Origin of the sequence: Pseudomonas sp. UBA6323 (assembly GCF_002439135.1) — a bacterium.
Classification (GTDB): Bacteria; Pseudomonadota; Gammaproteobacteria; order Pseudomonadales; family Pseudomonadaceae; genus Aquipseudomonas.
Genome location: NZ_DJSX01000012.1, coordinates 1 through 11,280 on the forward strand (window position 1 = coordinate 1; position 11,280 = coordinate 11,280).

Here is an 11,280-nt window from a genome sequence, read left to right on the forward strand (position 1 = left end):
CGTACGCTACAACGGCATGATCCACGACTACGGCCTGCTCAATGTCCTGGCTGAAGTGCCGGCGGTACGCAGCGCCATGGACCAGGCCGCGCAGACGCTGAAGAACAGCCTCAAGTAAGCGCTGAAAAACGAAACCCCGCGACCGTTGCCGATCGCGGGGTTTTCTTTTGCTCATTCTCCTTCGCGGCTGAAGCCGCTCCTACGCAAAAGCTATGCCTGTAGGAGCGGCTGGGCGGCATTCCGCTTCAGCCGCGAATCACGCGTTACGCCAGACCACGCACCTGCTCCCAGGTCAGATCCAGGCACTTGCGCGCTTTCTCCACCAGCTCATCCACTTCCGCCTGGCTGATCACCAGTGGCGGCGCGATGATCATGGTGTCACCCACCGCGCGCATGATCAGGCCATTGTTGAAGCAGTGCCCACGGCAAACCATGCCCACGCCCACATCGCCAGAGAAGCGCTTGCGCGTCGCCTTGTCCTGCACCAGTTCGATGGCGCCAAGCATGCCGACGCCGCGCACTTCGCCCACCAGTGGGTGATCCGCCAGCTCGCGCAGACGTTTTTGCAGGTAGGGCGCGGTTTCTGCCTTCACCCTCTCGATGATGCCTTCTTCCTTGAGGATGCGCAGGTTCTCCAAGCCCACCGCCGCCGCTACCGGGTGACCGGAATAGGTGAAGCCGTGGTTGAAGTCGCCGTGCTCCTCGATCACTTCGAACACCTTGTCGCTGACGATCAACCCACCCATCGGCACGTAGCCGCTGGTGAGGCCCTTGGCGATGGTCATCAGGTCCGGCTTGAGATCGTAGTACTGGCTGCCGAACCATTCGCCGGTACGGCCGAAACCACAGATCACTTCATCGGCGACGAAGAGAATGTCGTACTTGGCGAGGATTGCCTTGATCCGCGGCCAGTAGGTTTCCGGCGGGATGATCACCCCACCGGCGCCCTGGATCGGCTCGGCAATAAAGGCGGCGACGTTTTCTTCGCCCAGCTCGAGAATCTTCTTCTCCAGCTGGTCGGCAGCCCAGATACCGAACTCCTCCGGCGACTGCTCGCCGCCCTCGCCGAACCAGTACGGCTGCGGGATATGGGCGATGCCGGGGATCGGCAGGTCGCCCTGCTCGTGCATGAACTTCATGCCGCCGAGGCTGGCGCCGGCCACGGTGGAGCCGTGGTAACCGTTGTCTCGGCCGATGATGATTTTCTTGTTTGGCTGGCCTTTGCACGCCCAGTAGTGGCGTACCAGACGCAGCATGGTGTCGTTGCCTTCCGAGCCGGAGCCGGTGAAGAACACGTGGTTCATGCCGGCCGGCGCCAGCTGCGAGATGGCGTGGGCCAGCTCCAGCACCGGCGGGTGCGCGGTCTGGAAGAAGGTGTTGTAGAACGGCAACTGACGCATCTGCGTAGCCGCAGCCTCGACCAGTTCCTCGCGGCCATAGCCGACCGCCACGCACCACAGGCCGGCCATGCCATCGAGGATCTGGTTACCCTCACTGTCCCACAGGTGCACGCCCTTGGCCTCGGTGATGATGCGCGGGCCCTTTTCGGCCAACTGCTTGTAGTCGCTGAACGGCGCCAAGTGGTGGGCCTGGCTCAGGGCCTGCCATTGGGCTGTCTTGGGGTTGTTTACGGCGTTGTTCATGGCGCCTCCTTCTATCCGTGACATCACAGGTACCAGCGGTATTCCCGCGGGCTGATGTCGTGCATGAAGGCCAGGTGATCCTGGCGTTTGTTCTCGCAATAAACCATGACGAACTCGCTGCCAAGGCCGGCTGCGACGCGCTCGCTAGCCTGCATACGGCGTACCGCGTCGAGCATGTCGTTGGGGAAGCCGACACCGCTTTGACGGTCGTCATTCAAAGGTGCGATGGGCTCGATCCTGGCATCGAGGCCCTGTTCGATGCTGGTCAGCAGCGCCGCCAGCACCAGGTAGGGATTGGCGTCCGCGCCCGGCAGGCGGAATTCCAGACGCAGGTTGCGTGCGTCCGACTCGGGAATACGCACGCAGGCGTCGCGATCCTCGAAGCCCCAGCTGGCCTTGCTCGCCGAGTTCACCTGGGCACCAAAGCGGCGGTAGCTGTTGTGGTTCGGCGCATAGATCGGCATCAGCTCCGGCAACAGTTCCAGGCAGCCGGCTACGGCATGCCGCAACGGACGCTGCTCGTCACGGGCCAGCAGGTTGTCGCCAGCCTCGTCGTACAGGCTGACGTGAATATGCATGCCGCTGCCTGGATACTGCAGGTACGGCTTGGCCATGAAGCTGGCCCGATGACCATGCTTCAGCGCCACGCCTCGGGTCAGCCGGCAGAACAGCGCCGACCAGTCGGCTGCCTGCATCGGGTCGGTGCTGTGGCTGAAGTTGATCTCGAACTGCCCAGGACCGATCTCGGCGGTGATTACCGTGGTATCGATGCCCTGCAGCCGCGCGGTCTCGGCAATATCGTCGAGCACGTCGGCAAAGCGCGAGAGCCGCTCGATGTGCATGTTCGGTTGGTCATCGGCGTCACCGCTCACGTCATCGCGCGGGTACTGCGGCAGCCCCTCCTTCAGCGCCTTGTCGAACAGATAGAACTCCAGCTCGAATGCCACCACCGGCCGAATGCCACGTGCAGCCAGGCGCTGCACCACGCGCGCCAGCACCTCGCGCGGCTCGAACTCAATGGGCGCTTCGGTGCCGTCGGAGCTGATCAGCATCTGCCCCAGCGGCTGGCGCTCCCAGTTCACCAGCTTCAGCGTGCCGGGAATCAAGCGCCGTGGCGCGTCCGGGTCACCGTCATGAAAGCAGTAGTCGCCGATCTCGTAGAGTCCGCCCTGGGCGCCGAGCAGCACGCAGTTCTGCGGCAACTTCAGGGCACTGCCGGCAGCGACCTTCTCCAGCATCTCGATGGGGTAGCGCTTGCCATAGAAATGCCCGGGAATGTCCAGGCAGATCAGGTCGACGAAGCGTACCTCAGGGTGGGCCTGGCGGAATTGACGGACTTCGTCGAGCAGCTCGACTCGGGTGGCGTTCATTGTAGTTATTTCCGATTCACGGGAGGTCAGGTGTAGATCCACAACACCCTCGCGGGGGTGTTGCCCTGGTTGGCATAACGCAGGCGCGCATAGCTCGGCACCTGGAAAACATCGCCGGGATACAGGGTGGCGCTCTGTTCGTCCTCACCCAGCCAGAGGGTCAGCTGGCCTTCGAGGACATAGCCGGCCTGCTCGGAGCGGTCGCTCATCTGCCGCTCGCCACTGCTGGCGCCTGGCTCGAGCAGGCTGTCGACCACCATGAAGGCGCCCTGCAGGGTGGGCGACGCCATGATGTCGGTGATGCCGCCGGCCAGGTACAGGGTGCGGCGTTCGTCCGGCCGGGTGACCCAGTCCAGCGCCTTGGGCTTGGGCAGGCTGTAGAAATAGGTGGTCGGTACGTCGAGCGCCTCGGCGATGGCGGTCAGATCCTCCACCGTCGGGCGCGATAGACCCCGCTCGACCTGCGATAGAAAGCCCACCGAACGGCCGATGCGCTCGGCCAGCTCGTTGAGGGTGGCCTTCTTGTGCTTGCGCAGGTCGTGGATGAGCACGGCCAAGGCCGCCATTTCCAGATTCTTGTCCATCTCAGGGCTGTCCATTTCAGAAGCTGTCTCTCAGTCGGTACCAGGCCTTGCCGATGGCCTCGAGCGGCGCCGCCAGGCGCTCGCCGAATGGAAATTCAGGGTTGCGCAGCTGCCGGTACAACGCCAGTTCATCGCCATTGCCAAGGATGGCATCGCTGACCGCTCGCGCAGCCGCAAGGGTCGGCAGTACGCCATGACCGGAGAAGCCCTGCAGCCAATAGCGGCCGTTCTCGCCGCCGACATCCGGAGTGCGCGCACGGGTGATATCGATATGCCCGCCCCAGGCGAAGTCGATGGCTACGCCTGCCAGCTGCGGGAAGACGCGCTCGAGGAAAGGCCGCGTGGCAGCAGCCATGTCCTTTGGCAGGCCGCCGAGATACGTGCAACCGCCGCCGAACAGCAGGCGGTGATCCGGCGTACGCCGGAAGTAATCGAGCATGAACTGGTTGTCGGTGACGCAAGCATTGCGCGGCAGCAATGCCTCGGCACGCTCGGCGCCCAGCGGCTCGGTGGCGATCTGGTAGGTCCCGACCGGCAGAATACGCCGCGCCAGGCGTGGCGCCAGATCGTCGATATAGGTGTTACAGGCCAGCACAAGTTGATCGGCCTGCACGCTGCCCCGCTCGGTACGCACGTGGTAGCCATCGCCCTGCTTATCCTGGCTCAGCGCACGGCTCTGCTCGAAGATCTGCCCACCAGCGCGAACGAAGGCCTCGGCCAGGCCAAGCGCCAGCTTGAGCGGGTTGAGATGCCCAGCCTCGGGATCGTAAAGACCGGCCTGGTAGCGGTCGCTGGCGACCCACTCCGGCATCTGCTCACGGGAGACGAATTGCAGCGCGCGGTGCCCCCATTTATAGGCGGCCTGCTCCTGCCATTCATGCAGCAGTGCCACACGCCTTGGCAGCACCGCCGCCCACAGATGGCCACGGCGGTAATCGCAATCGAAGCCATGCCGTTGCGGTAGTTCGCGTAGCTCGCGGGCCGCCCAGGCCATACCGTCCCACAGGTGGCGGGCACGCTCGAGGCCGAGGGCCTTTTCCAGCGGCGGCATATCGCAGGACCAACCGAGAATCGCCTGCCCGCCATTGCGCCCGGAGGCGGCCCAGGCAACGCGGCTGGCCTCCAGCACGATCACTCGCCGCCCCGCCTCTGCAAGACGCAGAGCGGTATGCAGACCACTGAAACCCGCGCCGATCACCAACACATCGCACTGCAGGTGCTCCTGCAGTGCTGGATACAGCGTCAGTCGATCCCTGCAGCCATGGGCGTAGTAGCTGTCGACGTGCTCACTGGCGTGGCGAAACATAGACGACTCATGAAATTTAAATTAATTAATTTCATGAAAATCTATAGAGATAAATTCATAAAGGCAAGCCGAGCGGCTTCGGCAGGTGCCTCTACAGCTTTGGACACGAACTCAGGCCACCTGCTGCTGCAGCTCTACCGTACATTCGAGATGAGCGAACAACCCCTCGTCTATCGCTTGCGCCAACACCAGGCGCAGACCTTCGCTGCCGAGGAACGCGTCTCGTGACGCTGCCGAGCGCCATTGACCCTCCACCTGCCAGGTCAGCGGGTCACTGCGTAACGAGAACACGCGCAGGCCCAGGCAACCGGGCAGGTCGCGCCCTACTTCGTCCAGCCGGGCCAGACACTGGCCCAAACGGATCGAGCGTTCAGGGCGGGCGCGAATGGTCATACGGTGAATGATGCTCATGGCAACCTCCTGGAATTGAATCAGTACAGACCGGCAGCATTTCGCTGCAATACGTGGGGGGCCGCTTGCGGCTCGGCGAAAGCCGCTTCGCCAACGGCCCTGGAGTCGAGCCAGGCCGTGGCGAGCAACAACAGTGTCAGCGGCGCGATCAACCATTTGCTGGACATCGCTCGCTCCTTGATTGGCTTGTTGGGCACCACTCAGCGGGTGACAGGGCTAATGCATGCGTTCGGGCCGACGCTGAGGCACGGCGCGATGTCTACAGAGATTAGCGAGAGGGTCATCGGGGCGTTAGTCGATTACTGGCAAATCATTGCCTAATACTGCCTACCAGAAACGATGAACAGCCCTCCAATTTGAGCGAAAGGAATTCAGGAAACACTCTGTATAACTGGTCATTTGCCCATTACTGGCAAATATTTGCCTAATCCTGCCGCCCCTCATGACTTGCCTGAAAAACCTGGCTAGGCTTCGCTGACTTTCCGGAGGCGCGTCATGCAGTCACCCATTCACACCGCCACAAATCTTGATACTCCGCTTGCCGATCTCAGTCATGAACTGGCGCGCCTCGTTGAGCGCTTCGTGCCCGAGGACGGTTTGCATCTCACGGCCATTCCCGGCCTAAAGCTCGCGCGCGCGACCTCGCCGAGCCTGCCGATGCAGACGGTCTACGACCCCTGCCTGTGCATCATCGCCCAGGGCCGCAAGGAGATACGCCTGGGTGACGAGCTCTATGTCTATGACCCGCTTAATTACCTGGTGGCGTCGGTGGTGCTGCCGGTTACTGGCCGGGTGATCGAGGCCAGTCCGGAAGCGCCGTACCTGAGCCTGGCGTTGGAAATCGACCCGGCGCTGATCAGCAGCCTGCTGACCGAGATGCCGCCCATCCCGGCGCCAGACGCGGCCTCGCAACGCGCGCTGTTTCTCGACCGTCTCGACCCGCGCCTGCTGGACGCTGTGATTCGCCTGCTGCGCCTACTGGAAACCCCGCGCGACATCGCCATGTTGGCGCCGTTGGCTCTGCGCGAGATCTTCTATCGGATGCTGCTCAGCCCGCAGGGCCATCGTCTGCATGAAGTGGTGATAGCCGACAGCCAGAGCCAGCGCATCTCCCGCGCCATCGAATGGCTACGCAAGAACTTCGACCAGCCGCTGCGTATCGATGAACTGGCCCGCGAGGTGAACCTGAGCCCGTCGACCCTGCATCACCGCTTCAAGGCCGTCACTGCCTTCAGTCCGCTGCAGTATCAGAAGCAATTGCGCCTGCAGGAGGCTCGCCGCCTGATGCTGTGCGACAACCTGGAAGCGGCCGCGGCGAGCTACCGCGTGGGCTATGAAAGCCCATCGCAGTTCAGCCGCGAGTACAGCCGCCTGTTCGGCGCCCCACCGCAGCGCGATATCGCCCGCCTGCGCCAGGCCGCGCAAAGCCAGGTAGCGTCCTGATCAACGATTTCCGTGGGAGGCGCTTCAGCTGCGAGCTTTTTCGTCTCGTTTAGGCTGATCGCGGCTGAAGCCCCTCCCACGCCAGCAGCTACAACCCCATCTGCTTGGCGATGATCTCGTTCATGATCTCCCGAGTGCCGCCGCCGATCGAGAGGATGCGGTTGTCGCGGTACAGGCGCTCGATCAGGCTTTCGCGCCATAAAGGCCCAGATGCCGTTTCTACAGCCCCATCTGCTTCGAAATGATCTCGTTCATGATCTCCCGCGTACCCCCACCAATGGAGAGGATTCGATTGTCGCGGTACAGGCGCTCGACCAGGCTTTCTCGCATGTAACCCATGCCACCCATGATCTGCACCGCGTCGTAGGTGAGGCGGTCGGCGATATCGGTGGCGAAGTTCTTGGCCATGGAGATCTCCTTGATCACGCTTCTGCCGGCCGCCATCTGCGCGGCCTGACGATAGGTGAACTCACGGGAGACTTCGAGCTGCGTGGCCATCTCGGCCAGGCGGTGCTTGAGCACTTGGAACTTGCCCACCGGCTTGCCGAATGCCTGGCGCTCGCGCGCCCACTTCATTGACTCTTCCAGCGCCAGTTGCGCGGTCATGTTGGCCATGATCGCCAGGCTCAGGCGCTCGCTCTGGAAGTTGGCCATGATGCAGGCGAAGCCGGCGTTCTCCACACCGATCAGGTTGTCCACCGGCACCTTGCAGTCGTCGAAGAACAGCTCGGCCGTGTCGGACGCCCACCAGCCCATCTTCTTCAGTTTGCGACCAACGGTGAAACCCGGAGTGCCCTTCTCCACCAGCAATAGGCTGACGCCGCCAAAGCCCTCGTCACCGGTACGCACCGCCACCGTGTAGTAATCGGCACGCACGCCGCTGGTGATGAAGGTCTTGCTGCCGTTGATACGGTAATGGTCGCCTTCGCGCACCGCGCGAGTCTTGAGATTGGCTACGTCAGAGCCGCCGGAAGGCTCGGTCACCGCCAGCGCCATGATTTTCTCGCCAGCCAGCACCTGCGGCACCACGCGCTCGCGCACGACGGGCCTGGCCCACTTGACGATGGGCGGCAAGCCGATATCCAGCGAGCCGAGCCCGGCCACCAGTCCGCCCGAGCCACTGCGCATCAGTTCCTCGCTGGCCGCGACCTTGGCGAACACGTCACCCTCATGACTGCCGCCATACTGCTCGGGGTAGCCGATACCGAGAATGCCCGCGGCACCTGCCTTGAGATACAGCTCGCGCGGGAATTCCTCGGCCTCCTCCCATTCGTCGATATGCGGCAGGATTTCACGCTCGACGAAACGTCGGACGGAATCGCGAACCAGTTGGTGAGACTCATCGAAATACGACTGAGGGGCGGCCATGCGGGTAACTCCCGTTATTGTTTTGGCCACCCTAACCTAGCGCTTGCTTGGTATTCAAGCGAGCGTTTTAATTCACTCTTGCAGCGCCCTTCTCACCCGCGCCTGCATCGCATAGGCAGGTTCCTCGACCGAATTAAAGTCGCGTGTGTAGCGGCGGGCGAATTCGGCCGTGCCCCATTCGCGGTATTGCTGCACATGCCACAGCTCATGCGCCCAGAGCGCTGCATCGCCCTCGGCCGCCTCGCGGCTGCGGAAAACCACGACGTCAACCAGCGTCACAGCCTGTACATCCGGGTTCTGCAGCAGGACGCTGGCAGCATCCATTTCCTCGGTCGTGCCGGCGCGAAAGCGAACCCCGTCCAGCAGCTCGCTGTCGTAAAAAGACGAGAGCTGCGCACGGATCATCAACGGCATGGATTCGGTTCCGGCATTCAACGTGGCCTGGCGCGATTGCAGCAGCCAGGCCTCCAGGCGCGCCGAAGCCATATTCAGACCGTCCTCGCGCATGCGTATCGGGTCGGGAATGCAGATGCACGAACCCAGGCATATCTGCATCTGGCCGGTCGGACATTGGGCGAAGGCAGTGCAAGGCGCCCCTAGAAGGAGCCATAGGCAAGTACGGCGCAGGGAAGCAGCGATCACGGGAGTACCGTATCCGGGGGTGAGGCGCCATCTTGGCAGCAGATGGTCGTCGACGCCATGCGACTGCCGAGGAGATGCACCATGCAAATTATCCGGATTGCATTGATTGCCTGCTTGCTGGCCGGTTGCGCCGCGAACCTGGACTACCGGGCGCAACCGCTCTCCGAGGCGCAGGCCTATGAAGCGATACACACCGCTGCGCTGCAGCAGAAAGAGATCACCCATCCCGACGCCCTGTACCTGGACAGCCGCTACCTGGGCTTTCGCGAGCAGGGCGAGGCCAGCACGCCGAGCGACATCGGCGAGCGTATCTACTTCAATAGCCTGGGGCCGGTGGTGCTATACCAGCAACGCGACGACTATCTGGTTCGCTTACAGCACCTGGACGGCACGACGTTGCGCACGTTTCGCCTGGCTGAGCGCGAACAGGCCGAACGTTTGGTCGATGCGTTGAACCATTATCGAGAGAACGCCCCACAATTCAGCGGCCTCAAGTAAGCGCCAGGCCAGCCACAGGTGCGACGGGACAAAGCTTACAGGCTGATCGGCCGACGGCCGGCCAGCGCATGCGCCAGCGTGCCGCCGTCGACCAGCTCCAGTTCGCCACCCAGCGGCATGCCATGAGCGATACGCGAGGCGACCAGGCCCTTGCCCGCAAGAATCTGGGCGATGTAGTGCGCTGTCGCCTCGCCTTCCACCGTGGGGTTGGTGGCGAGGATCACTTCGCTGAACGCACCGGCATCGATGCGTTCGAGCAACTCGGGAATGCCAATGGCTTCCGGCCCCAGGCCGTCGAGCGGCGACAGGTGCCCCTTGAGCACGAAGTAGCGACCGCGATAGCCGGTCTGCTCCACCGCATGCACATCCATTGGACCTTCCACCACGCACAGCAGGCTGTCGTCGCGGCGCTCGTCCAGGCACAGCTGGCACAGCTCGTCTTCGCTCAGGCTGCGGCAGCGCTTGCAGTGCCCCACCCCCTCCATCGCCGCATTCAACGCCTGCGCCAGACGCTGCCCGCCACTGCGATCGCGCTCGAGCAACTGCAGCGCCATGCGTTGCGCCGTCTTCTGCCCCACACCGGGCAAGATGCGCAGGGAGTCGATCAACTGGCGAATCAGGGGGCTGAAGCTCATGGCGTTCCTACAGGTTGATGGCCCGGATGCAATCCGGGGAAACAGGGCATACAAGCGACCCGGATTACATCCGGGCTACACACCGAAACGGATCGTCTTCAGCCTCACCTGCACGATCGACTCCGTAAGAGTGGCGATCAGGCGGCGTGCAGGGCAAGGCGCGGGCGGACGAGGAACCGCAGTGTGCTGGAGCACATGAGGATTCCGAGTCCGCCGGCAACGCAGCCATGTGCGTCGACTGGACGGCACGAGGCCTGTCAGAAAGGCATTTTGAAGCCGGGGGGAAGCTGCATCCCCGCCGTCATGCCGGACATCTTTTCCTGACTGTTCTGCTCGACCTTGCGCACCGCGTCATTGACGGCAGCAGCGATCAGATCTTCCAGCACTTCCTTGTCTTCCTGCATCAGGCTGTCGTCCAGAGTGATGCGCTTGACGTCGTGGCGACCGGTCATCACCACGCTCACCAGACCGGCACCGGACTGGCCGGTGACTTCGGCATTGGCCAGCTCTTCCTGCATCTTCTGCATTTTTTCCTGCATCTGCTGGGCCTGCTTCATCAGGCCTGCCATGCCACCTTTCATCATGTCGGTATCCTCGGCGTTCGGGGTTAACAAGTCATTGAAATCTAATGCGTGCTGGCCGTCGTCAAAACGACCTAGCTGGGGGTATCGATAGGTTCGATGCTGTCGTCGCGCACCTTGGCCGCGAACTGCTGAATCATCTGCTGTACCAGCGGGTCGGCCTGTATCGAGGCCTCGGCACTGCGCTGGCGTTCGGCGCGGCGGCGCGCCGCAGCCTGTGCCGGGGTTTCCTGCTCAGGCTTGCATAGCTCGATACGCAATTTGATGCTGCGGCCCTGCTGCTGGTTTAGCGCATCATTGAGACGACGCTGCTGCGTAGTGTTGAACAGCGCGCTGTGTGCCGGGTCCAGGTGCAGCAGCCAGTCGTCGCCGTTGGCCTCGATCAACGTGCAGTTGGCGGCGATGCTGCCGGTCATGCCGCCCAGGCCAAGCTGCGGGAACAGCGACAGCCATTCTGCCGCCAGACCGGTAGCGGGCTTGGCTGCCGGTAGGGGCTCTTCGATCACAGGCGTTTCGACCTCGGGCTGGCCGAAGTCGTAGTCGAGCGTTTCGGCGTCCATTTCGACGTAGTCGTAGTCGCCGGGTGGTGGTTCGTCGTCACCGCCATCGGCTTCCACCACCAGCGGCACGGCCTCGCTCGCAGCCGCCTCGACAACGGCCGCAGTTGGCAGCGCAACGGGTTCTGGCTGCGGCGCGACAACAGGCTGAGCGGGAGCAACGGCTGGCTCCGGCACCTCGGCCGTTGCCCAGGGCACATCGACGACCTGCGCAGGAGCGGCTGGCTCTGGCTCTGGCTCTG

The 11,280-nt window shown here is 63.0% G+C and carries 14 protein-coding genes and 1 pseudogene; 3 read left to right on the plus strand and 12 right to left on the minus strand.

Features of this window, described 5'->3' with window-relative positions; all coding sequences use genetic code 11:
* A pseudogene (locus B3P22_RS03825) lies at nucleotides 1-118 on the plus strand (alpha/beta hydrolase); the annotation flags it as partial.
* 145 nt (nucleotides 119-263) lie between these two features.
* Here B3P22_RS03825 and B3P22_RS03830 read toward each other — a convergent pair.
* From B3P22_RS03830 to B3P22_RS03855, 6 genes are all read right to left on the minus strand, one after another.
* Nucleotides 264-1,643 carry an aspartate aminotransferase family protein gene (locus B3P22_RS03830; protein ID WP_296269961.1) on the minus strand — a complete coding sequence of 460 codons (1,380 nt, stop codon included), beginning with the start codon at nucleotides 1,641-1,643 and terminating at the stop codon, nucleotides 264-266.
* Between the two features lie 23 nt (nucleotides 1,644-1,666).
* Nucleotides 1,667-3,013 carry a glutamine synthetase family protein gene (locus B3P22_RS03835; protein WP_296269962.1) on the minus strand — a complete coding sequence of 449 codons (1,347 nt, stop codon included), beginning with the start codon at nucleotides 3,011-3,013 and terminating at the stop codon, nucleotides 1,667-1,669.
* A 26-nt stretch (nucleotides 3,014-3,039) separates the two neighbouring features.
* Entirely contained in the window at nucleotides 3,040-3,597 is a 558-nt protein-coding gene (locus tag B3P22_RS03840; protein WP_296269963.1) for an XRE family transcriptional regulator, read from the minus strand.
* Between the two features lie 16 nt (nucleotides 3,598-3,613).
* Entirely contained in the window at nucleotides 3,614-4,903 is a 1,290-nt protein-coding gene (locus B3P22_RS03845) for an NAD(P)/FAD-dependent oxidoreductase (protein ID WP_296269964.1), read from the minus strand.
* Nucleotides 4,904-5,014: 111 nt separating this feature from the next.
* The gene (locus B3P22_RS03850) at nucleotides 5,015-5,314 is read right to left on the minus strand and encodes an antibiotic biosynthesis monooxygenase family protein (protein WP_296269965.1); all 300 of its coding nucleotides are present in this window, start codon (nucleotides 5,312-5,314) and stop codon (nucleotides 5,015-5,017) included.
* Nucleotides 5,315-5,334: 20 nt separating this feature from the next.
* On the minus strand, nucleotides 5,335-5,481 hold the full coding sequence (locus B3P22_RS03855; RefSeq protein ID WP_275544837.1) for a hypothetical protein: 147 nt from the start codon (nucleotides 5,479-5,481) through the stop codon (nucleotides 5,335-5,337).
* 328 nt (nucleotides 5,482-5,809) lie between these two features.
* On the opposite strand from B3P22_RS03855, the gene B3P22_RS03860 reads away from it, so the two are divergent.
* Complete coding sequence (locus B3P22_RS03860) at nucleotides 5,810-6,757, plus strand: AraC family transcriptional regulator (RefSeq protein ID WP_296269966.1); 948 nt, start codon at nucleotides 5,810-5,812, stop codon at nucleotides 6,755-6,757.
* A gap of 88 nt (nucleotides 6,758-6,845) precedes the next feature.
* Here B3P22_RS03860 and B3P22_RS23795 read toward each other — a convergent pair whose 3' ends face one another.
* From B3P22_RS23795 to B3P22_RS03870, 3 genes are all read right to left on the minus strand, one after another.
* Nucleotides 6,846-6,944: an acyl-CoA dehydrogenase family protein gene (locus tag B3P22_RS23795; RefSeq protein ID WP_419096409.1), complete on the minus strand. Its 99-nt coding sequence runs from the start codon at nucleotides 6,942-6,944 to the stop codon at nucleotides 6,846-6,848.
* Between the two features lie 32 nt (nucleotides 6,945-6,976).
* A complete protein-coding gene (locus B3P22_RS03865; protein ID WP_296269968.1) occupies nucleotides 6,977-8,125 on the minus strand; it encodes an acyl-CoA dehydrogenase family protein in 1,149 nt (382 codons plus the stop codon).
* Nucleotides 8,126-8,197: 72 nt separating this feature from the next.
* The gene (locus B3P22_RS03870; protein ID WP_232106574.1) at nucleotides 8,198-8,632 is read right to left on the minus strand and encodes a DUF4157 domain-containing protein; all 435 of its coding nucleotides are present in this window, start codon (nucleotides 8,630-8,632) and stop codon (nucleotides 8,198-8,200) included.
* Nucleotides 8,633-8,848: 216 nt separating this feature from the next.
* Between B3P22_RS03870 and B3P22_RS03875 the strand changes: the two genes are divergently transcribed.
* Nucleotides 8,849-9,265: a hypothetical protein gene (locus B3P22_RS03875; RefSeq protein ID WP_197859468.1), complete on the plus strand. Its 417-nt coding sequence runs from the start codon at nucleotides 8,849-8,851 to the stop codon at nucleotides 9,263-9,265.
* Between the two features lie 35 nt (nucleotides 9,266-9,300).
* On the opposite strand, the gene recR is transcribed toward B3P22_RS03875, so the two are convergent.
* From recR to B3P22_RS03890, 3 genes are all read right to left on the minus strand, one after another.
* Complete coding sequence (gene recR / locus B3P22_RS03880; RefSeq protein WP_197859469.1) at nucleotides 9,301-9,900, minus strand: recombination mediator RecR; 600 nt, start codon at nucleotides 9,898-9,900, stop codon at nucleotides 9,301-9,303.
* Nucleotides 9,901-10,157: 257 nt separating this feature from the next.
* Complete coding sequence (locus B3P22_RS03885) at nucleotides 10,158-10,484, minus strand: YbaB/EbfC family nucleoid-associated protein (RefSeq protein ID WP_003460931.1); 327 nt, start codon at nucleotides 10,482-10,484, stop codon at nucleotides 10,158-10,160.
* 71 nt (nucleotides 10,485-10,555) lie between these two features.
* Nucleotides 10,556-11,280 (minus strand): DNA polymerase III subunit gamma/tau C-terminal domain-containing protein (locus B3P22_RS03890; RefSeq protein ID WP_296269975.1); only part of this gene is annotated, 725 nt, incomplete at its 5' end.

Bases quoted from the DNA above. Each gene is read 5' to 3' on its own strand.
- B3P22_RS03830 (WP_296269961.1), bottom strand. From the start codon at position 1,643: ATGAACAACGCCGTAAACAACCCCAAGACAGCCCAATGGCAGGCCCTG.
- B3P22_RS03835 (WP_296269962.1), bottom strand. From the start codon at position 3,013: ATGAACGCCACCCGAGTCGAGCTGCTCGACGAAGTCCGTCAATTCCGC.
- B3P22_RS03840 (WP_296269963.1), bottom strand. From the start codon at position 3,597: ATGGACAAGAATCTGGAAATGGCGGCCTTGGCCGTGCTCATCCACGAC.
- B3P22_RS03845 (WP_296269964.1), bottom strand. From the start codon at position 4,903: ATGTTTCGCCACGCCAGTGAGCACGTCGACAGCTACTACGCCCATGGC.
- B3P22_RS03850 (WP_296269965.1), bottom strand. From the start codon at position 5,314: ATGAGCATCATTCACCGTATGACCATTCGCGCCCGCCCTGAACGCTCG.
- B3P22_RS03855 (WP_275544837.1), bottom strand. From the start codon at position 5,481: ATGTCCAGCAAATGGTTGATCGCGCCGCTGACACTGTTGTTGCTCGCC.
- B3P22_RS03860 (WP_296269966.1), top strand. From the start codon at position 5,810: ATGCAGTCACCCATTCACACCGCCACAAATCTTGATACTCCGCTTGCC.
- B3P22_RS03865 (WP_296269968.1), bottom strand. From the start codon at position 8,125: ATGGCCGCCCCTCAGTCGTATTTCGATGAGTCTCACCAACTGGTTCGC.
- B3P22_RS03870 (WP_232106574.1), bottom strand. From the start codon at position 8,632: ATGCGCGAGGACGGTCTGAATATGGCTTCGGCGCGCCTGGAGGCCTGG.
- B3P22_RS03875 (WP_197859468.1), top strand. From the start codon at position 8,849: ATGCAAATTATCCGGATTGCATTGATTGCCTGCTTGCTGGCCGGTTGC.
- recR (WP_197859469.1), bottom strand. From the start codon at position 9,900: ATGAGCTTCAGCCCCCTGATTCGCCAGTTGATCGACTCCCTGCGCATC.
- B3P22_RS03885 (WP_003460931.1), bottom strand. From the start codon at position 10,484: ATGATGAAAGGTGGCATGGCAGGCCTGATGAAGCAGGCCCAGCAGATG.